Annotated in this window: 18 protein-coding genes; 1 reads left to right on the top strand and 17 read right to left on the bottom strand. The window is 47.3% G+C overall.

Going from position 1 to position 21823, the window contains the following annotated elements:
- Position 1: 1 nt before the first annotated feature.
- The 4 genes from ACKTRM_RS12865 to hemA are packed head-to-tail and all read right to left on the bottom strand — an operon-like array spanning position 2 to position 3952.
- Entirely contained in the window at positions 2–781 is a 780-nt protein-coding gene (locus ACKTRM_RS12865) for a uroporphyrinogen-III synthase (protein WP_012118113.1), read from the bottom strand.
- A complete protein-coding gene (hemC, locus tag ACKTRM_RS12870) occupies positions 771–1712 on the bottom strand; it encodes a hydroxymethylbilane synthase (protein WP_012118114.1) in 942 nt (313 codons plus the stop codon). Before hemC ends, ACKTRM_RS12865 begins: the two co-directional genes overlap by 11 nt.
- A 34-nt stretch (positions 1713–1746) precedes the next feature.
- The gene (locus ACKTRM_RS12875) at positions 1747–2577 is read right to left on the bottom strand and encodes a cytochrome c biogenesis protein (protein ID WP_007408154.1); all 831 of its coding nucleotides are present in this window, start codon (positions 2575–2577) and stop codon (positions 1747–1749) included.
- A gap of 7 nt (positions 2578–2584) precedes the next feature.
- On the bottom strand, positions 2585–3952 hold the full coding sequence (gene hemA / locus ACKTRM_RS12880; RefSeq protein WP_041482263.1) for a glutamyl-tRNA reductase: 1368 nt from the start codon (positions 3950–3952) through the stop codon (positions 2585–2587).
- Between the two features lie 194 nt (positions 3953–4146).
- Between hemA and ACKTRM_RS12885 the strand changes: the two genes are divergently transcribed.
- On the top strand, positions 4147–4638 hold the full coding sequence (locus tag ACKTRM_RS12885) for a hypothetical protein (protein ID WP_007612894.1): 492 nt from the start codon (positions 4147–4149) through the stop codon (positions 4636–4638).
- Positions 4639–4670: 32 nt separating this feature from the next.
- On the opposite strand, the gene yihA is transcribed toward ACKTRM_RS12885, so the two are convergent.
- The 13 genes from yihA to ilvB form a co-directional block, all read right to left on the bottom strand.
- Positions 4671–5258, bottom strand: coding sequence for a ribosome biogenesis GTP-binding protein YihA/YsxC (gene yihA, locus ACKTRM_RS12890; protein WP_003152626.1), 588 nt, complete (start codon positions 5256–5258; stop codon positions 4671–4673).
- A complete protein-coding gene (gene lon, locus ACKTRM_RS12895) occupies positions 5255–7579 on the bottom strand; it encodes an endopeptidase La (protein ID WP_007612896.1) in 2325 nt (774 codons plus the stop codon). The genes yihA and lon overlap by 4 nt, the downstream gene beginning before the upstream one ends.
- A 199-nt stretch (positions 7580–7778) precedes the next feature.
- Complete coding sequence (gene lonB, locus ACKTRM_RS12900) at positions 7779–9437, bottom strand: ATP-dependent protease LonB (RefSeq protein WP_012118116.1); 1659 nt, start codon at positions 9435–9437, stop codon at positions 7779–7781.
- 149 nt (positions 9438–9586) lie between these two features.
- Positions 9587–10849, bottom strand: coding sequence for an ATP-dependent protease ATP-binding subunit ClpX (clpX, locus tag ACKTRM_RS12905; RefSeq protein WP_007408149.1), 1263 nt, complete (start codon positions 10847–10849; stop codon positions 9587–9589).
- A 271-nt stretch (positions 10850–11120) separates the two neighbouring features.
- The gene (tig, locus tag ACKTRM_RS12910; RefSeq protein WP_003152618.1) at positions 11121–12395 is read right to left on the bottom strand and encodes a trigger factor; all 1275 of its coding nucleotides are present in this window, start codon (positions 12393–12395) and stop codon (positions 11121–11123) included.
- Positions 12396–12611: 216 nt separating this feature from the next.
- Positions 12612–13616, bottom strand: coding sequence for a DNA damage checkpoint antagonist DdcA (gene ddcA, locus ACKTRM_RS12915; protein ID WP_012118117.1), 1005 nt, complete (start codon positions 13614–13616; stop codon positions 12612–12614).
- A gap of 117 nt (positions 13617–13733) precedes the next feature.
- Positions 13734–14333 (bottom strand): 3-isopropylmalate dehydratase small subunit, encoded by a 600-nt coding sequence (gene leuD, locus ACKTRM_RS12920; RefSeq protein WP_007408146.1) that lies wholly within the window; start codon positions 14331–14333, stop codon positions 13734–13736.
- Between the two features lie 15 nt (positions 14334–14348).
- Positions 14349–15767, bottom strand: a complete 1419-nt coding sequence (gene leuC, locus ACKTRM_RS12925) for a 3-isopropylmalate dehydratase large subunit (RefSeq protein WP_007408145.1) — start codon at positions 15765–15767, stop codon at positions 14349–14351.
- Between the two features lie 49 nt (positions 15768–15816).
- The gene (leuB, locus tag ACKTRM_RS12930; protein WP_012118118.1) at positions 15817–16914 is read right to left on the bottom strand and encodes a 3-isopropylmalate dehydrogenase; all 1098 of its coding nucleotides are present in this window, start codon (positions 16912–16914) and stop codon (positions 15817–15819) included.
- A 20-nt stretch (positions 16915–16934) separates the two neighbouring features.
- A complete protein-coding gene (locus tag ACKTRM_RS12935; protein ID WP_012118119.1) occupies positions 16935–18491 on the bottom strand; it encodes a 2-isopropylmalate synthase in 1557 nt (518 codons plus the stop codon).
- Positions 18478–19506 carry a ketol-acid reductoisomerase gene (gene ilvC, locus ACKTRM_RS12940; RefSeq protein ID WP_007408142.1) on the bottom strand — a complete coding sequence of 343 codons (1029 nt, stop codon included), beginning with the start codon at positions 19504–19506 and terminating at the stop codon, positions 18478–18480. Before ilvC ends, ACKTRM_RS12935 begins: the two co-directional genes overlap by 14 nt.
- A gap of 22 nt (positions 19507–19528) precedes the next feature.
- Positions 19529–20047, bottom strand: coding sequence for an acetolactate synthase small subunit (ilvN, locus tag ACKTRM_RS12945; protein WP_012118120.1), 519 nt, complete (start codon positions 20045–20047; stop codon positions 19529–19531).
- The gene (ilvB, locus tag ACKTRM_RS12950; RefSeq protein ID WP_015240321.1) at positions 20044–21768 is read right to left on the bottom strand and encodes an acetolactate synthase large subunit; all 1725 of its coding nucleotides are present in this window, start codon (positions 21766–21768) and stop codon (positions 20044–20046) included. Before ilvB ends, ilvN begins: the two co-directional genes overlap by 4 nt.
- Between the last annotated feature and the right edge of the window lie 55 nt (positions 21769–21823).

The raw sequence follows: 21823 nt of genomic DNA on the forward strand, positions 1-21823 counted from the left end.
ATCAATCCTTTCCCGACATGCTGCACATGACGTCCAGCATGCCTTCAATCGTATAAGTGTCAGGCACATGGGATGAGATCCCGTATTCCAAGAGCGCTTTCTCTGTCAAAGGGCCGATGCTGATATAGCTCGCACCGCTGTTTTCCCACGCTTTTTCTCCGTCTCCGACCGCGTGCATAAACGTATGGACCGCCGATGAGCTGGTAAACGTAATAAAATCAAAATGAGAGCGGGATGCAGCCCGTCTCAGCTCGTCCATGCCTTTTTCATCCTGAATGGTATTGTATAACACCCATTCCCTTATTTGATAGCCAAGCGGCTCAAGCTCCGCTTTTATGACATCGCGTGATAAATTGCCCTTTATCACTGAAATGGGTTCGGCAGCTGATGCGTACCGTTTTAAAGTATCAGCCAGACATTCCGCCACATACTCGTCAGGCATCGCATCCGTCCGGGCTCCCCGCTCTTTCAGGGCGCGCGCAGTCTTTTCACCGACGGCTGCGATTTTTTTCCGTCCCGAAAGCGCAAGACCGTGACGATCAAGATAGGAAAAAAAGAACCGGACACCGTTTACGCTTGTAAACACAAGCCATCCCGGCTCAGAAAGGTCTTCCCGGAGACTGTCCGCACATTCATCCGGGAGCGCTTCCTGAAAAGCGATCAGCGAAGCGGAAACAGCCGTTCCGCCGAGCGCCTCCACTTTTTTTCGGAACGGTGCGGCCTGTCTTTTGTTCCGGGTGACGAGCACGGTCTTTCCTTGTAAAGGAAGGTCATTTGCCATCCTGATCGAGCTCCTGTTTTACACTGTCGATTAATGCTTTGGCTCCTTTTTCAGACATCATCGCCGCACAGCGTTTTCCGATTTCTTCCGGATCATGTCCCGCCGCTGTTTCTTTATAAATCGTCTTTCCGTCCGGAGACGCGACAAGACCGACCAATTCAACCTCATCCCGGTCATTGACGGACGCATACCCGGCTATCGGCACTTGGCAGCCGCCTTCCATCGCGTGTAAGAAAGCCCGTTCGGCTGCCACCGTGCGCTGCGTATACTCATCGGTAAATTGCGCAAACAGCTTCAAAAGCTCCTCATCCGACTCTCTGCATTCAATGGCAAGAGCGCCTTGGCCGACCGCAGGCAGACAGCGGTCCGGTTCGAGAAATTCAGATACAACATCATCTTTCCAGCCCATTCTCGAAAGTCCCGCAGCCGCTAAAATAATAGCATCGTAATCTTCCGTTTCAAGCTTTTGAAGTCTCGTATCAATATTGCCTCTGATCCACTTAATTGTAAGATCAGGGCGTTCAGCAAGAATCTGGGCGCTTCTTCTTAAACTGCTGGTGCCGATGATGCCTCCTTCTTTTATGCCGTCCAGCTTTTGATGCCCCTTTGAAATCAGCGCATCACGCGGATCCTCACGTTTCGGTATGCAGCCTATGACAAGACCCTCAGGCAAAACGGCGGGCATGTCTTTCATGCTGTGAACCGCCATATCAATCTCCTGATGCAGCAGCGCCTGTTCAATCTCTTTGACAAACAAACCTTTGCCGCCCACTTTTGACAGTGTAACATCAAGGATGCGGTCGCCTTTTGTGACAATCTCCCGGATTTCAAAGTTATAGGAAGGGTTCAATTCCTTCAATTTGTTAATCACCCATTTTGTCTGGGTCATAGCCAGTTTGCTCCGTCTGGAACCTACCTTAATCGTTCTCATTTTCTTTCCTCCCGAATCTGTTTGGGCGCGTGCGTTAACTGAACCAATGGAATTGCGACAGGCTTCCGAGCAGGAAGTAATTAATCATCAGCACGAGAAAACATGCTGAATTCCATAACGCCGCCACTTTTCCCTGCAGTTCCTTAATCATTCTGATATATAAATAGTAGCTGTATAAAAGCAGCACAATAAACGAACCGAGCACTTTTGAATCAAACCAGTACAGCGTTTCCAGCGACACATACGCCCAGATCACGCCTAATATCAGGCTCAACAGCAGCATCGGAACCCCGATGACATTTAAAACGTAAGCCATATAATCAAGTTTTGACAAATCTTCAATTCTCAACAGCCATTTTCCCCACTTTTTCTTCTTTAATAAAGAATATTGAAACTGATAAAGAAGCGAAAAGACAAAAGAAAGGGAAAAAGCGCCGTAAGACAGAATCGCCATTGTAATATGAATGACCAAAAGCTCTGAGACCAGCTGGCCGGAAAAAGCGGCCGAATGCTGATCCGTCGGTGAAAACGTATGGATCGCAATCATCGAGAAACCGATGACATTCGTGAAAAACACGATAAAATCAACGCGCAGAATCTGCGTGACCACAAGTGAGAGCGTGACAAGCACCCACGCATAAAAGTAAAGGGCCTCTGTAATATTCAAGACCGGAAATCTGCCCGTCTGCCACATGAAATAAGAAAGATAGACGGTTTGCAGAGTCCAGACAATAGAAAGCAACCAGAAGGCCATTTTCCCAGCCTTCCGGTTGTGTTGAAGAAAATCTATAAAGTAAAAAAGGACGCTTACTGCATAAATAACAATTGTCGCTTCATTAAGTCTTGCCATTGCTGTATCAATCATACAGCCCTCACTCACTTACAAGCGGACGTAAGCCCGTTTTTGCTTCTGCCTTTTGAAACGAATGAACCGTCTGGCGGTTATCCAGGCTTTTGTCCAGCTGGCGGCCGGCCTCTTCCTCAATATCGAATATTTGCATAAACAGCTTCAGCTTTTCTTCCGAATCCGCTTCAGCCGCAAGCTCTTTCGCTTTCAGAATCGGGTCGCGCAGCATTTGGTTAATGATGCTTTTCGTATGTTTGCTGAGAAGTTTTTTCTCTCTTACCGTCAGATGAGGCAGCTTGCGCTCAATGCTCTGCATCGTATCGGACTGGATGGACAGCGCCTTTTCACGCAGCGCCGAAATGACCGGCACGACGCCGAGCGTATTAAGCCACTGCTTAAACTCAACAATTGCCGCTTCAATAAACAGCTCGACTTTTTCAGCGGTTTCACGGCGTTCTTGTAAGTTGGCTTCAACGATTCCTTCAAGGTCATCAATATCGTACAGAAAAACACCTTCAAGATCGTTCAGCGCCGGATCGAGGTCCCTCGGCACAGCGATATCCACCATAAATAACGGGCGGCCTTTCCGCTGTCTGCCCGCTCTCTCCATCATTTCTTTAGACACGACGAAATCACTTGCGCCTGTCGAACTGATTAAAATATCAGCTTCAGCAAGTGCATGTTCAAGCTGGTTTAAGCTGCGCGCTTCTCCGGAGAAACGGTCAGCAAGCGCTTTTGCCTTCAAAAACGTTCTGTTGATGACCGTTACTTTGCCGATGCCCTGACCGTGCAGGTTTTCTGCGGCGAGCTCGCCCATTTTTCCCGCACCGAGAATCAAAATGTGCTTATTTGACAATGAGCCGAAGATTTTTTTCGCGAGTTCAACGGCGGCGTAACTGACGGAAACGGCATTGGCGCCGATATCGGTTTCGGCATGCGTGCGTTTGCCGACGGTCACCGCCTGTTTAAACAGCTCATTGAAAATGGTGCCGATCGTCTTTTCTGCCTGCGCCGTTTTAAAGCTTGAGCGGACCTGGCCGAGTATTTGCGTTTCTCCGATGACCATGGAATCCAAGCCGCACGCCACACGGAATAAATGCTCGATCGCCGCGTCGCTCTCATAAAATTTCAGAAACGGAGACAGCTCTTCTTTCGGCAGCGAGAACCATTCGGATAAAAATGTCTTTATATAATAACGGCCGGTATGAAGCTGGTCGACCACCGCATATATTTCGGTGCGGTTGCAGGTTGACACGATAATGTTTTCAAGAACACTTTTTTCTCCTTTTAAACGGAGCATCGCTTCTGCAAGCTCATCCGGCTGAAAACTTATTTTTTCGCGTATTTCAATAGGGGCGGATTTATAATCTACTCCCACAACAAGAATATGCATCGCTTTCATGCACCCCCGTACATCGCAATTTATTTATAATCATTCTAACATAGAATTTATTATTTATAATGATTATAACATAGTTTCTTCGGGAAAATGTGAACAGATTTCAAAAATGTTATGCTATAGTATAAAAAGCTCGTTTCCACTGTAATCATCATACTAAAAATCCTTTACTGCGGGTAGGTGACAGGATGAAAAAAACATCAATTTTATTACCGGGACTTCTGCTTGCCGCTTCATTATTCGCATGGCTTCAGAGCGGACAGGTTCACCTGTTTGAGAATCAGGGGGAATGGCCGGTGCTCCTTATGCTTTTGGGCGCTGTGCTCTTGTATCAGGGCAAAAAGGAAGCGGCCGGGCCTCACGTCCTGATCGGCATGCTTCTTTTTGGCATAGGTTTACACTTTTTCGCCAAACCTGAGCTCTCATGGTGGCCGGGAGATTTTGAAATGATTCTCTTCGTCTTCGGATTCTCCTTATTTGCGGCAGCCAGAAAAGAATATGTATACGAAGCGGTTGCCATGATTGGTTTTTCCCTCTTTTTATACTTCTTTAAACAAATTACGGCGTGGCTGGAGTCCGTCCATATTCCGACGGAACACTTCAAAACATACTGGCCGTATGTTTTCATCGGAATCAGCCTTTTATTATTGTTTATCAAGCGGAACAAAACTATACGATAAAACCCAAAACGCACTGCGTTTTGGGTTTTTCATTACCGGCTGATCATTTTTTTTATGGCTCCCCATGCTTCATCTTTGCCTTTTTTCGTTTCAGAGGAAAATAAAATCAGCTCATCTTCAGGATCCATATCAAGCGTCTGTTTGACAACCTTTAAGTGCTTGTCCCATTTTCCTTTTGGAATCTTATCCGCTTTTGTCGCGATAACGATGACGGGAATGCCGTAATACTTCAGGAATTCATACATGTTCACGTCTTCAGCAGACGGCGCGTGCCTGAGGTCGACAATCTGCACGCAGGCTTTCAGCTCTTCGCGGGTCGTCATATAGGTTTCAATCATTCTCCCCCATGCTTCCCGCTCGCTTTTGGAAACTTTCGCAAATCCGTACCCGGGAACGTCGACAAAATGCAATTCATCATTGATGATGTAAAAGTTTAGGGTCTGTGTTTTCCCCGGTTTTGATGACGTTCTGGCCAAGTTTTTCCGATTGATTAATGAATTGATAAAAGATGACTTTCCTACATTTGATCTTCCCGCCAGCGCGATTTCCGGAAGCCCCCCATCAGGGTACTGTTCGGGTTTGACCGCGCTGATCACGATTTCTGACTTTGTGACTTTCATTTCTTCTCTCCTACTAAGGCATGTTCCAAAACGTCATCCAGGTGAGAAACGAATATAAACTTCAGTCCTTCTCTGACGCTTTCTGGAATATCCTCTATATCTTTTTCGTTATCTTTAGGCGCAATAATAGTGGTCAGGCCCGCTCTGTGCGCGCCGAGCGCCTTTTCTTTCAGTCCGCCGATCGGAAGCACGCGGCCCCGCAGCGTGATTTCTCCCGTCATACCGACTTCGCGTTTTACCGCACGGTCCGTTAATGCTGAAACGAGCGCCGTGGCCATCGTAATTCCGGCAGAAGGGCCGTCTTTCGGCACCGCTCCTTCAGGGACATGGATATGAATGTCATACTTCTCATGGAATTTCGGATCGATTCCGAACTGTTCCGCTTTCGAGCGGACATAACTGAAAGCGGCCTGCGCTGATTCCCGCATGACATCTCCAAGCTTCCCGGTCAGAATCAGCTTTCCTTTTCCCGGTGACAATGACACTTCGATTGACAGCGTATCTCCGCCGACCGTCGTATACGCGAGCCCCGTGACAACCCCGATTTGATCTTCGGTTTCCGCCTGTCCGTATCTGAATATCCGTTTTCCGAGATAGTCGGCCAGATTTTTCTCTGTAACGGTAATGCGTTTTCTCTCCTCAGACACAATGGCTTTTGCAGCCTTTCGGCAAATGGCGGCAATCTGGCGTTCAAGCGTTCTCACGCCGGCTTCCCTCGTGTAGTAGCGGATGATGTCCGTAATCGCCTGATCCCGAATCTGCAGGTTGCTCTTTGTGAGCCCGTGCTCTTTGATTTGTTTCGGAAGCAGGTGGTCCTTCACGATCTCCAGCTTTTCGTTTTCAGTGTAGCCTGACAGGCTGATAATCTCCATTCTGTCTCTGAGAGGTCCCGGTATGGAAGCAAGGTTATTCGCAGTCGCGATAAACAGCACTTTCGATAAATCGAATGTCTCTTCAATATAGTGGTCGCTGAATGTGCTGTTTTGTTCCGGATCCAGCACCTCAAGCATCGCTGAAGACGGATCGCCTCTGAAATCAGACGACATTTTATCGATCTCATCCAGGAGAAAAACCGGATTTTGTTTGCCGGCTTTTTTCATCCCCTGTATAATACGGCCAGGCATCGCTCCGACGTATGTACGCCGGTGCCCGCGGATTTCAGACTCATCGCGCACTCCGCCCAGTGAAATTCTCACAAAACGGCGCCCCATGCTCGTACTGATTGATTTTGCAAGAGATGTTTTACCGACTCCCGGAGGTCCGGCCAGACAAAGAATCGGCCCTTTCAGCGTTTTCGTCAGCTGTTTCACGGCCAAATACTCCAAAATCCGCTCTTTCACTTTCTCTAAGCCGTGGTGCTCTTTATCTAAGATTTCCCCGGCTTTTTTAATATCAAGTTTATCTTCTGTTTCATCCGACCACGGAAGGGCGATGAGCCAGTCAATATAGTTGCGGATAACAGAGCTTTCCGCTGAGCTTGACGGCACTTTTTCGTAACGGCTTAATTCCTTAAGCGCCGTTTCTTTGACACGCTCAGGCATGCCTGCTTCTTCTATCTTTTCCGTGAGCGACTGAACTTCGCCGGTTTTTCCTTCTTTGTCGCCAAGCTCCTTCTGAATGGCTTTCATCTGTTCACGCAAGTAGTATTCCTTTTGAGTGCGTTCCATCGAACGTTTGACGCGCTGACCGATTTTTTTCTCAATCTCCAGCACTTCTTTTTCATTATGAATGGAACGGATGACCTTATTCAGACGTTCTTTAATATCCGCCGTTTCTAAAATGTCCTGCTTGTCCTTTAATTTCAGCGGGAGATGAGAAGCAACGATATCCGCCATTCTGCCGGGCTCTTCAATATCAGTCACAGCCGCATACGTTTCTGCGGAGATTTTTTTAGAAATTTTTATGTACTGGTCAAAATGGTCCAGCAGCGTCCGCATAAGCGCTTCGTCTTCCACGTCTTTTGAATCATCCTCATGCATCAGCTGTATATCGACCGAAGTATAATCTTCGAGCTCGGTGTATTCAAGGATCTGCGCCCGCTGAATTCCTTCTACAAGCACTCTGATCGTACCGTTGGGCAGCTTCAGCATCTGTTTAATTTTTGTATAAGTGCCGACGGCGAAAATATCCTCTTCACCCGGTTCGTCTATCGAAATATCCTGCTGAGTGGCTAAAAAAATCATATGATCATGCATCATTGCCTGTTCAAGAGCCTGAACCGACTTGTCACGGCCTACATCTAAATGTAAAACCATTGTCGGGTATACCAATAAGCCTCTTAAAGGGAGGAGCGGGATGCTGCGTTTTGTATCTTCTGCCATGTGACTGACACCTCCGTGACTTTAGTATGAACCATTATAATACAACTTTTTCATCGTTGTACAATTCCGGGATCGGGCTTTAATCGGCTTATCCGTCTGCCCTGTATATAAAACAGTCTCTTCGTAGTATACCCTTTCTTTCTGTTCTGAAAAAGGAAAAGATGTCCTCCATAAAAAAACCCCATTATAAAAATGGGGTTTATACGGATTCTTTATTCATTTGGATATCAAACGGTTTTTGTTCTGAAGGAGGATCAACCAATATGACGTCAAGCACTTCCTGGAACGTTTTTACCGCTTTAATGGTGATTCCGTCTATTCGTTTCAGAATGGACTGCTGATTTTCATATGGGATAATGACCGTTTTTGCTCCGGCCTGTTTTGCGGCTTTAATTTTCGGAATGACGCCGCCGATCGGTTTGACAAGCCCCGTCAGGCTGATTTCTCCCGTCATCGCCACCGTATGGTCGATCGGGATGCGGTGAATCGCGGAAAAAATCCCCGCGGCCATCGCGATACCTGCTGAAGGTCCGTCAATCGGGCCTCCGCCCGGAAAATTGACGTGAATGTCATAGTCTGAAGGTTTGATGCCCATTGTGCGCAGAACCGTCAGAACATTTTCTACAGATCCCTTCGCCATACTTTTGCGGCGGATCGACTTCGATTGGCTGCCGATGCTTTCTTCCTCTGCAATTCCCGTGATATTCAGGCTTCCTTTGTCCTGCGCAGGTGTGACATTCACTTCGATTTCCAGCAATGCGCCGCTGTTCGGCCCGTAGACGGCAAGTCCGTTCACGATGCCGACTTGCGGTTCATCGGCGATTTTCTGCTCATTTTTAGGTGTAAGCTGACTGGAATGAACAACCCATTCTATATCTTCTGTCGTAATTTCTTTTCTGTCCTCAGTCACCGCCATGCCGGCGGCGATCTGGATCATATTGACGGCTTCACGTCCGTTTCTCGTATATGTGGTCAGCACACTGAGAGCTTCGTCAGAAATCTCTTTCTGAATTTTGTCGGCTGCTTTTTTCGCAACGATTTTAAGTTCATCCTTTTCCAGCTCGCGGAAAAATACTTCAAGACAGCGCGAACGGATGGCCGGCGGAATTTCATTCGGCATTCTCGTTGTCGCTCCGATCAAACGGAAATCTGCCGGAAGCCCATTTTGAAAAATATCATGAATGTGATTCGGTATTTGCGTATTTTCTTCACTGTAATACGCACTGTCTAAAAATACTTTTCGATCTTCAAGCACCTTCAGCATTTTATTCATCTGAATCGGATGAAGCTCGCCGATTTCATCAATAAACAATACCCCGCCGTGAGCATGGGTCACAGCCCCCTGTTTCGGCTGCGGAATGCCTGCTTGGCCCATCGCACCCGCTCCCTGATAAATCGGATCATGCACTGAACCGATAAGCGGATCGGCAATCCCCCGTTCATCAAACCGCGCGGTCGTCGCATCAAGTTCAACAAAAACAGCCTGCTTTTGAAACGGTGACTGTTTATGTTTTTTCGCTTCTTCCAATACCAGCCGCGCCGCAGCCGTTTTACCGACTCCCGGAGGACCGTAAATAATGACGTGCTGCGGGTTCGGTCCGCAAAGCGCTGCTTTTAACGCTTTAATTCCGTCTTCCTGGCCGACAATGTCCTGAAAGCTTTTCGGCCGCACCTTTTCTGATAAAGGTTCTGATAAACTGATGGCGCGCATTTTGCGCAGCTGTTCCATTTCTTTTTTTGATTCTTTATCTATCGTCACTTTTTGTGTACGCTGGTTTTTGAGCAGATTCCAAAAATATAATCCGATGACTATCCCGAAAAACAGCTGTACAAATAATGCGATCCCTGTCCAACTCATGCTGGTCCCTCCTGAAAAAACGATTTATGTATCCAATTCATTCCTCTGTCCGCTAGTATCTCCCAGCAAAGCCCGGAATAAACATTTTCAGAAGGGTCAGGACAAGAAAAAAACCTCCTGATCGATTCGAGTCAGGAGGTTTTGTCATGTTATGCTGATGTTTTATCTTGGCCGACAACTGTGCCGTCTTTTAATACAAGACGCGGTGCTTCACCGTCTGCGACTGTCGCTCCGGTAATGACACATTTTTCAATATCATCGCGGGACGGCAGATCAAACATGACGTCAAGCATGATGCCTTCAATGATAGAACGCAGGCCGCGTGCGCCTGTTTTACGCTCGATCGCTTTTTTCGCAATTTCAGATAATGCCTCGTCTTCAAATTCAAGCTCGACATCATCAAGTTCTAACATTTTCTTGTATTGTTTGACGAGTGCGTTTTTCGGTTTAGTCAGAATTTCAACCAGTGCCGTTTCGTCAAGCTGCTCAAGGCTTGCAATGACAGGAAGACGGCCGATGAATTCAGGAATCAGACCGAAACGGAGCAAGTCTTCCGGAAGAACTTTAGAAAGCAGTTCTTCTTTTTCAAGGTCTGCCGCTTTATTATCTGAGCCGAAACCGATGACTTTTTGTCCGAGACGGCGTTTGATAATTTGTTCAATGCCGTCAAATGCACCGCCGCAAATGAACAGAATATTCGTCGTATCGATCTGGATGAATTCCTGATGAGGATGTTTGCGTCCTCCTTGAGGCGGCACGCTTGCAACCGTTCCTTCAAGAATTTTCAGCAACGCCTGCTGAACGCCTTCGCCTGATACGTCGCGTGTAATGGATGGGTTTTCAGATTTTCGCGCTACTTTATCGATTTCATCGATATAAATAATGCCTTTTTCTGCTTTTTCCACATCATAGTCTGCTGCCTGAATCAGCTTGAGGAGGATGTTTTCTACGTCCTCACCGACATATCCGGCTTCAGTCAGAGATGTAGCGTCCGCGATCGCAAACGGCACGTTCAGAATACGCGCAAGCGTCTGGGCAAGAAGTGTTTTCCCGCTTCCAGTCGGTCCGATTAAAGAAATATTACTTTTAGAAAGCTCGACATCATCCACTTTACTGTTGGAGTTGATGCGTTTGTAATGGTTGTATACCGCAACCGCAAGTGATTTCTTCGCCTGATCCTGTCCGATGACATATTCATTCAGAATCTCACGGATTTCCTGCGGCTTCGGAACGTCTTTAAATTCGACTTCTTCTTCTGTACCGAGCTCTTCCTCTACGATTTCTGTACAGAGCTCAATACATTCGTCGCATATATATACACCCGGTCCTGCAACCAGCTTACGAACCTGATCTTGCGTTTTTCCGCAGAACGAGCATTTCAATTGTCCTTTTTCCTCGTTGAATTTAAACATTCTTTCACCCCTTAATCTTGTCTCACTTTTTCTTTTACCTGAAGGGCAAAAGAAAACGGTTCTTGCTACGATCGAGTATGTATTGCATTTTACCATACTTTCCAGTAAGACGGTAACAATGTGTTTCGCACTTGCACATTCTATATGTATGACGAAAAACAGCCCGGCAATGACTATCTTGCCCCAAGAAAAAGAGTTATATCATAATTGTACAAAACAAGGCACGAATTAATCGCGCCCTGTTTTATTATGTCTATTATTATGAACCATATTAACGGTTTTCTACAAGAAAATCAATTGCTTTTCGAACTTTTAAATCTTCTTTCATCGCGTCAGTTGAACCGATTGCCTGCTTGATGTTTTCAACCGGCATGTTGTAAGCTTCAGCCATTTTAGTCAGCTCAGCTTCAACTTCTTCGTCCGTTACTTCAAGGTTTTCAGCTTGAGCGATCGCTTCAAGAGTCAGGTTTGATTTTACGCGTTTTGCGGCATCTTCTTTCATTTGCTCTTTTAACGCGTTTTCGTCTTGGCCTGAGAATTGAGTGTAAAGCTCAAGGTTCATGCCTTGCATTTGCAGACGCTGTTCGAATTCTTTCAGCATGCGGTCAAGCTCAGTGTCGATCATCGCTTGTGGAACATCAGCTTCAGCGTTTTCAGATGCTTTCAGAACAAGCTCTTCACGCAATTTAGCGTCAGCTTCGTTTTCTTTTGCTTCTTCAAGGCGTTTTTTTGTTTTCTCAGTTAATTCAGCAAGCGTTTCAACTTCTTCGTCAATGTCTTTTGCGAATTCGTCGTTAAGCTCAGGAAGCTCTTTCGCTTTGATTTCATGAATTTTCACTTTGAAAACAGCTGGTTTTCCGGCAAGCTCTTCAGCGTGGTACTCTTCAGGGAATGTTACTTCAACATCCTTTTCAGCGCCTGCTTCAAGGCCTGTTAACTGCTCTTCGAAGCCCGGGATGAATGAACCTGATCCTACTTCAAGTGAGTAGTTCTCAGCTTTTCCGCCTTCAAACGCTTCGCCGTCAACGAAACCTTCGAAGTCAAGAACGACTGTATCCCCGTTTTCAACAGCGCCTTCTTCTTTCACGACAAGCTCAGCCTGACGCTCTTGAAGAGCTTTAAGTTCGTTTTGTACATCTTCGTCAGTAACGGCAGTGTCATCTTTTTCGATTCCTAAGCCTTTGTAGTCGCCAAGTTTCACTTCCGGTTTTACAGTCACTTTTGCAGTGAAAATCAAGCTTTCGCCTTTTTCGATTTTTTCAACATCGATTTCAGGGCGGTCTACAGGCTCAATGCCGGCTTCTTCAACCGCTTTAGGGTATTCTACAGGAAGTAAAATATCTAAAGCATCCTGGTAAAGAGCTTCAACGCCGAAACGCTGTTCGAATAAACCGCGGGGAACTTTCCCTTTGCGGAATCCAGGAATAGAAACCTGTTTTACTACTTTTTTAAATGCATCATCAAGAGCTGTTTTAAACGTATCCGCATCAACTTCAACCGTTAATACGCCTTCGTTGCCTTCTTGTTTTTCCCATTTTACAGACATGTGTTTCCCTCCAAAAATCTATTCAGGTTGTGTCGGTCTTCCATTCTAAAGCAATCCGCGGCTTTGTCAAAGAAAAAACCGCTTTGAATCAGAATCATTATGTAATGAACTGGCAGCCTGTCCAACCGTAATTCTCATTTCAGTTAAACTGCTATACATAAATACAACCACTATATTATAACATAACGCCTACCGCTTTCAACTATATGGTGTGATTTACAAATAAGAAATTTCTTCAATATCCTTAATCATCGTGCAGGCTTCTTCGAGTTCGCGGCTGTCAAACTCGTACATCATATGAAGTTCCTCCGGCTCAATGTCAATGCCGTGCATCTCGTAACCGACCTTATGAAGCGCCGCCGCCCATAAATCTGCGTTCAAAAACTTCGGCATAAAAGGGTGCAGAACGTACAGATGCCTTCTCCACAGCTCCTCGACGGCAGCGTATAATGTAGGGTTTTCATTGCCGAGCGTTTCATCAAGCACCCGGAGAACGCGATGCAAAATCGGAGCCGCATCAGGCTGAACCGTTTCACTCGGAACCGCGGTCATTGAATCGCCGAATTTTGTAATATGGACCGGCTTGCTGTAGTCATGTTCCGCCATCAGCGTCAAAATCATCGTCTTGATAAGAGGATGAGCGCCCGGATCTTGAAGAATCGTTTTTAAGAGACCCGTGTATTTTGCAATATTGCGGTCTTTGAGAGAATGAATCAGATTCATTTGTTCAGCGGGGCTGTTCAGCACTTTTTCCGCATCAAGAATGTCCTCGTATTCCTCCTCCCACGCTTCATCCTGCTGGTCGGGATCGGTCATTTTGCGGCTGAATTCGAGCAGCCGGTAGAATTGCTCCGCACTTTCTGCGGGCAGCTGGTTTTCTTCCAGCACAGCTTCAATTGTGCTTTTGACTTCTTCATATTGTTTCAGCTGAATTAAAATGGTCATGTACACCTGCAGTACGGTGAAATAATGGCCGTACCCTTCATTCAGCATTTTCTCGCAAACTTGTTTTGCTTCTTCCAATTCCCCGAGTTCCAGAAAACAAATCGCCATGCCTAAATGTACGTCGGACTCGGTATCGCCGTGGCTTACCGCCTCTGAAAACAGTTCGAGGGCCTCCTGATACTGTTTATCCTTCATGGCGGCCATCCCTTTATCAACCAAGCGTTCTTTCAGACGGGGGAAAGGAATGATATCAGCTTTTTTCTTGTCATGCGTCATACTTTATTTCCTTTCAGGCGCTATTTTTTTCAAGTGTATCAACACGCGTCAGGAAACACAAGAAAGGATGGTGCGCACGGTAAAAAAAGCCGCCGGACAGATGCCGGTCGGCTTTTTTCAGGCTTGAAGCCATGAACTTCTTTTCGATTCAAACTGCTGTATGTCGTCTTCCAGCAGAAGCGTTAATGAAATTTCATCATAGCCGTTTATCAGCATTTCCTTCCAGTGAGGATCGACTTCAAATGAAATCTCTTTTCCTTCACTGTCGTGAATGAGCTGGTTTTCCAAGTCAACCGTCATGTTAAGAGACTGATTTTCATATTGACCGGCGAGTTTTTTCCACTGATCATACGGCATACGGATGGGAAGCATACCGTTTTTAAAACAGTTTTGATGAAAAATATCGGCAAATGACGGAGCAATGATGATTTTGAAGCCGTAATCATCCAGCGCCCAAGGAGCGTGCTCACGGGATGATCCGCAGCCGAAATTCTCTCCGGCAATTAATATGGACGCGCCTTCATAGACTTTGCGGTTTAATTCAAATTCAGGATCAGGCTCACCGTTCTCAAGGTATCTCCAATCAAAAAACGCGAATCTGCCGTATCCTGTTCTTTCAATTCTTTTCAAAAACTGTTTCGGAATAATCTGGTCCGTATCGACGTTGATCCGGTTTAAGACGGCCGCTTTTCCCGTATGTGTTTTTAAAGGTTCCATCTTTTCGCGCACTCCTTACACAACTGTTTTTTCTTGATAAAACTTTCTTACATCGACGAAATGCCCGTGAATGGCTGCCATTGCCGCCATCGCCGGACTGACAAGGTGTGTTCTCGCGCCTTTTCCCTGTCTGCCTTCGAAGTTGCGGTTGGAAGTGGAAGCGCATCGTTCCCCTTCAGGCACGACATCATTGTTCATACTGAGGCACATGCTGCAGCCTGATTCTCTCCATTCAAATCCGGCCTCGAGAAACACGCGGTGCAGCCCTTCTTCTTCGGCCTGCTGTTTCACGCTTTGAGAACCCGGGACCACAATGGCTCTGACGCTGTCAGCGACTTTTCGGCCTTTGATCATATCCGCAGCCTGGCGAAGATCGGTCATCCGCGAATTTGTACAGGAGCCGATAAACACATGCTCGACTTTAATATCTTCAATTTTTTGATTCGGTGAGATTCCCATGTATTCGTACGCGCGGATGGCTTCTTTTTTACCGTCTTCAGAATCAATCGTTTCCGGCGCCGGTATTTGGGCATCGACCGGAAGAACCATGCCGGGATTGACGCCCCATGTTACCATTGGAGAAATCTCGCTGCCGTCTAACACGATGGAATGATCGTATACGGCGCCCGGATCGGTTTTTAACGCTTTCCATTCTGCGGCGGCTTTTTCAAATTCCTCGCCTTTTGGCGCGTATTTACGGTTTTTACAATATTCAATCGTCGTGTCATCCGGAGCGATCAGTCCCGCCCGCGCTCCCGCTTCTATCGACATATTGCAGACGGTCATGCGTTCGTCCATAGACATGTTTCTGAATACTTCCCCGGTGTATTCAATGACATATCCGGTACCGAATTTCACCCCGTATTTTCCGATGACCGACAAGATGACATCCTTCGCGGTCACTCCTTTTTGGAGCGTTCCGTCAACGCGGATTTCAAGCGTTTTCGGCCGCTGCTGCCACAATGTCTGAGTGGAAAGAACATGTTCCACCTCACTTGTGCCGATACCGAAGGCAAGCGCCCCGAATGCACCGTGAGTCGATGTATGGCTGTCTCCGCAAACGATCGTTTTCCCCGGAAGTGTCAGACCAAGCTCAGGCCCGACTACGTGAACGATCCCCTGGTCTGCGCTGTGAAGATCCGCAAGACGGACGCCAAACTCCTCACAATTCCGTTCAAGCGCGGTTACTTGGCGCTTTGCGACTTCATCTTTAATGTCAAAACGGTTGACGGTCGGAATATTGTGGTCCATCGTCGCGAATGTATTCTGCGGCCGTCTGACCTTTCTCCCCTTCTGTCTTAACCCTTCAAACGCCTGAGGAGACGTCACCTCATGAATGAGGTGCAGATCAATATAGAGAAGGTCGGGTTTTCCTTCACCGCTTTTTACAACATGCCGATCCCAAATCTTTTCGATGATTGTTCGAGGCATCATCTTTGTTTCCTCCCTCTACCTATGAACTAAGACCGCTTTCTTTAAAGCGTCACACTATAGATTTTGTATTCGAGCCGGCTAATGCGGCTTTTACTTTTTCAGTAATGTCATGCGTTCCGGCATATTGGCCGTCCCGGGCGATATCACGTGTACGGATGCCGTCTGCAAGCACCTTTGCGACCGCCTTTTCCACCGCCTGCGCTTCGTTTTCAAGCCCGAAAGATGTTCTCAAAAGCATCGCCGCTGATAAAATCGCCGCAAACGGATTGGCCATCCCTTTACCGGCGATGTCAGGCGCAGATCCATGCACGGGTTCAAACAAGTGAAGACCTGAACTTGATAAACTGGCTGACGGCAGCATGCCGAGCGAGCCTGTCAGCATGGAGGCTTCATCGCTTAAAATATCGCCGAACATATTCTCAGTTACGATGACGTCAAATTGGCTCGGAGCGTAGATGAGCTGCATCGCGGCATTATCGACAAGCATATGTTCAAGCGTCACGTCAGGAAATTCTTTTGCGATTTCCTCTGCGGTTTCCCGCCACAGCCTGCTTGAAGAAAGCACATTCGCCTTATCAACGGACGTCACTTTTCCTTTTCTGCCGGCAGCCATCTTAAAGGCTTCTCTGACAACGCGTTCGATTTCTTCTTTCTTATAAAAAAGGGTATCGACCGCTTCCTTTTCTCCCGCTTCATTGACATACTGTCTGCTCGGTTCTCCGAAATAGAGGCCGCCCGTCAGTTCCCTGACGATTACAAAGTCGACGCCGCTGATATATTCTTTTTTCAGCGGAGACGCCTCAGACAGGCTTTCAAATACGGTCACGGGACGCAGATTGGCAAACAGGCCGAGTTTTTTTCTGATGCCGAGCAGGCCTTTTTCCGGTCTGAGCTCCGGAGGATTTTGGTCCCATTTCGGTCCGCCGACTGCCCCGAGCAGGATGGCGTCGGATCTTTCACAAAGAGCCACCGTCTCCTCAGGAAGGGGGTTTTGATGGGCGTCAATGGCCGCTCCCCCGATCAGTCCGTTTTCAAATTCAAATTCATGTCCGAATTGTTCGGCAACGCTTTTCAATACATCTGCCGCTGATTCCGCCACTTCCGGTCCGATTCCGTCACCGGGCAGCAAAGCAATGCGTTTTTTCAAATCAAACGTTCTCCTTTCTATTACGAGCCGACCGCAGTCTGTCTCTTTAATCCGTCTAAATTGCAATCCAGCACCAGCTGCCGGTTCACGGCGTTCAGATAAGCTTTAGCAGAAGCTTCCAGAACATCCTGCGCGATTCCCCGCCCTGATGATTCTTTTCCGTTCACGGTCACTCTGACAAAAACTTGAGCCAGCGCGTCTTCGCCTTTCCGGTTGGATTGAATGCGGTAGTCTGTCAGTTCAATATTTTTATCGATGCAGCGCCCGAGCGTATTATAAACGGCTTCTACGCTGCCCGCCCCCGTTGCCGCCTCTTGCATCAGCTGTTCGTTTTCCTGATTTTTTAAAGAGACTGTTGCAGTCGGCACCTGAGACGTCCCGTAATGCACTTGCAGAGACAAAAATTCATAGCCGATTTTTTTGTCTGTCACTTTTTCTTCTAAAATAAGAGAAATCAGGTCATCATCGGTAATTTCTTTTTTCTTTTCGGTCAGTTCTTTAAACATCGTAAAATATTTATTGATTTCATCACTATCAAACTGGAATCCAAGCGTATTCAGGCGGTCTTTGAACGCGTGGCGCCCGGAATGCTTTCCGAGTACGAGCGCATCAGCAGTCACGCCGACAAGTTCCGGTGAAATGATTTCATATGTTGATTTTTCTTTCAGGAAACCGTCTTGGTGAATGCCGGACTCATGTGCGAAAGCGTTATCTCCGACGATTGCTTTATTGCGGGGAACGGCCATGCCCGTCAGTTTGCTGACAAGATCACTCGTCCGCTTCAATTCATGAAGATTAAGAGATGAATCGGCTTGATGCGCGTCATTTCTGACATGAAGCGCAACGGCGATTTCCTCTAGCGCGGCATTCCCGGCTCTTTCTCCTATGCCGTTAATGGCGCATTCAATTTGATCAGCGCCGTTCTCAATTGCCGAAAGCGAGTTGGCAACCGCCATTCCGAGATCATCGTGGCAATGGGCTGAAAGCTTTACCCGGCTGATATTCGGAACGTGTTCCTTCATATATTTAAAGATGTTTCCGTATTCATCCGGCGTCAGGTAACCTACAGTGTCCGGCAGGTTGATGACGCTCGCGCCGGCATCAATCACTTCTTCAACGATTTCAGCCAGAAACGGAAGTTCGGTGCGGCATGCGTCTTCTGCTGACCATTGAACGATCGGAAAGCGTTCTTTTGCATACTTCACCATTTCAACCGCTTTTTCCTTAACCTCTTCCCGCGTCATTTTCAGCTTATGCTTCAGATGAATGTCAGAAGTGGCGATAAAGATGTGAATCCGCGGGCTGACCCCGTCTTTCAGCGCTTCCCAGGCTGCGTCGATGTCACCTTTGACAGATCGGGCAAGCCCTGTTACCGAACAATTTTTAATCGTTCTTGCGATTTCCTGCACGGCTAAAAAATCACCTCGGGATGAAGCGGGAAATCCCGCTTCAATAATGTCCACCCCGAGTCTTTCAAGCTGCTTGGCTATCGCCAGTTTCTCCCGGGAATTGAGGTTGACCCCGGGGGATTGTTCACCGTCACGAAGGGTCGTGTCGAAAACATTAATTTTGCGCAACAGAGACCACCGCTTCCTTCTTTTTGCCTTGTTTGACAAACGGCATCATTTCACGAAGCTGTCTGCCGACCTTTTCAATCTGATGCTCGTTTTCACTTGCATTGATCGCATTGAAACGAGGACGGTTCACTTGGTTTTCCACGATCCATTCTTTCGCGAATGTACCGTTTTGAATATCCGTTAATACTTGTTTCATCGATTCTTTTACCTTCGCATCGACTACGCGCGGCCCTGAGACAAAATCTCCCCATTGAGCCGTATCAGAGATAGAGTATCTCATGCCCGCCAATCCTTCTTCATACATCAAGTCTACGATCAGCTTCAGTTCGTGCAGACACTCGAAGTATGCGAGTTCAGGCTGGTAGCCGGCTTCTGTCAGCGTTTCAAAACCCGCTTTGACAAGCGCCGTTAAACCTCCGCACAGAACAGCCTGCTCACCGAACAAATCCGTTTCCGTTTCTTCCTTAAATGTTGTTTCAAGAACGCCCGCACGCGCTCCGCCGATTCCTTTTGCATAAGCAAGAGCCGTATCTTTCGCTTCGCCTGATACATCCTGGTAGATGGCAAACAATGCCGGTACGCCCGCGCCTTGTTCATATGTTCTTCTGACAAGGTGTCCCGGTCCTTTAGGGGCGACAAGGAATACATCCACATCGGCAGGAGGCACGATCTGATGGAAATGGACGTTAAATCCGTGTGCGAATACTAATGACTTGCCCGCCGTCAATTCATCTTTGATTTCAGCTTCATATACTTTTTGCTGCTGTTCATCCGGAAGAAGAACCATAATGATATCAGCCTGGGCAGCCGCTTCTCTTACCGAAAAGACTTGATGACCGTCTTCTTGGGCCTGTGTAAATGATTTTCCTTGTCTGACGCCGACAATGACATCAATTCCGCTTTCTTTTAAGTTCAGCGCATGTGCGTGACCTTGTGAACCGTAACCGATAATCGCTACTTTTTTACCTGCCAATACGTTCTCTTTGATATCACCGTTATAATATACTTTTACCATTTTAATCTCTCCCTTTTTTGTGTTATACAATTGAAATTGTTTTATTGGATGACGTCTTCTGCTGGGTTCCCCTCGCAAAAGCCGTTGTGCCCGTTCTCGCGATTTCTTTAATGCCGTAGGGTTTGAGCAGCTCTATGAGCGCTTCGATTTTATTAGATTCGCCGGTAACCTGAACGACGACGCTGTCTCTTGAGACATCAACGACGGAAGCTCTGAACGGCTCAATGATTCCATTGATTTCCGTTCTGGCCGACGGTGCGGAAACAACTTTGATTAATGCCAGCTCACGCTGTACAATCGATTGGTTTGTAATATCCGTCACTTTCAGGACGTCAATTTGTTTGTTAAGCTGCTTTGTCAGCTGCTCTACGTCATTTTCGCCTTCCACATGGACGACAAATGTAATCCTTGAAACACCGCTTGTTTCCGTGTGGCCTACAGTGATGCTTTCGATATTATAGTGTCTTTTTGTAAACAGGCCGGTGATCCGGTTTAATACTCCCGAGCGGTTGACCACCGTTAATGTGATAATGCGTTTCAAGGTTTCACCCCCACCATTTCATGAAGTCCTTTACCCGGCGCAATCATCGGGAATACTTTCTCGCTTTTGGCGACCCGGACGTCAATAACGGCCGGTTCTTTTGATGAAAGCGCCTTTTTAAGCTCTTCTTCCGCCTCTTCCTCCGATGAAATCCGGACGCCTTTAATGCCGTAGGCTTCTGACAATTTGACAAAGTCAGGCTGCGCCGAGAATTTGGATTCAGAATAGCGCTCTTCATAGAAGATTTCCTGCCACTGTCTGACCATGCCCAGACATTCGTTGTTCAAGATAACCACTTTGACAGGAAGATTCAGCTGCCGGATGACATCTAATTCCTGAAGGGTCATCTGAAAACCGCCGTCTCCGAGGATGGCAACGACCGTGGCGTTACGATCGGCCAGCTGCGCTCCGATAGCCGCCGGAAGGCCGAAGCCCATTGTGCCGAGTCCCCCCGAGGTAACCCACTTATCAGCCTTTCGGAAAGGATAAAACTGAGCCGCCCACATCTGGTGCTGGCCGACATCCGTCGCCACAATCGCCTCACCGTTTGTGAATTGGTGAATATACTCAATCAGCTTTTGGGGTTTCAAGCCCTCTTCTCTGTTGTCTGTATACCAAAGCGGATATTCTTCTTTCCATTCTGAAAGCTGCTGTTTCCATTCCTCTGTCTGTCCCTGTTTTCCGTTTTGCTTCAATAATTCCTGAAGGACGATTTTACTGTCGCCGACCACCGGAATCTGCGTTTCAATAATTTTTCCGATTTCAGCAGGATCAATATCGATATGCGCCACTTTGGCCGATTTTGCAAAATGCTTCAGATTTCCGGTCACGCGATCATCGAACCGCGCTCCGATGCTGATCAACAAGTCACAGTGGTAAAGCGCCATATTCGCTGTGTATGTGCCGTGCATCCCCGCCATTCCCAGAAAAAGAGGATGGTCTGCCGGGAAACCGCCCAGACCGAGAAGCGTGTGCGCTACCGGTATTTGCTGCTGTTCGGCATAATTTTTTAAATCTTCTGAAGCTTTACCGTGCAAAACACCCGCTCCGGCTAAAATAACCGGCTTTTTCGCACTGCTGACAGCTTCCACGAGCTTTCGGATCTGCAGATAGTTAGGCTCTTTTACCGGCTGATAACCCGGAAGGCTGATCTCGTGATCATATCTGAACTCTCCTTCAAATGCTGCGACATCCTTCGGTATATCAATTAATACCGGGCCCGGTCTTCCCGTCGTGGCGATATGGAACGCCTCTTTAATCACACGGGGGAGATCTTCCGGACGGCGGACTTGGTAGCTGTGTTTCGTAATCGGCATCGTAATTCCTAAAATGTCGGCTTCCTGGAAAGCGTCGCTGCCGATGACCGAAGTGGCCACCTGACCGGTAAACACTACGAGCGGCAATGAATCTATCATCGCATCCGCAAGACCGGTAACTAAATTTGTCGCTCCGGGTCCGGAGGTAGCAATCACAACCCCCGGCTTTCCGGAGATTCGCGCATACCCTTCTGCCGCGTGAATCGCGCCTTGCTCGTGGCGGGGCAGGATGTGGACCAGCCCTGATTGATACAGTTTATCGTAAATCGGAAGGACGGCTCCCCCCGGATAGCCGAAGATCATCTCGACATTTTCTTTCTTTAATGATTCAATCAGCATCAGAGCCCCGTTCATTGTTTTTGTACATTCGGCAGACAAAGAATCCGCCTGTACATTTGTGCCCATTTTCAGTTCCTCCTTTTCAATGTTCCCTTCTAAAATCCAATTCATAAAACGCAGC

The organism is Bacillus sp. D7-8 (assembly GCF_052055895.1).
GTDB lineage: Bacteria > Bacillota > Bacilli > Bacillales > Bacillaceae > Bacillus > Bacillus velezensis.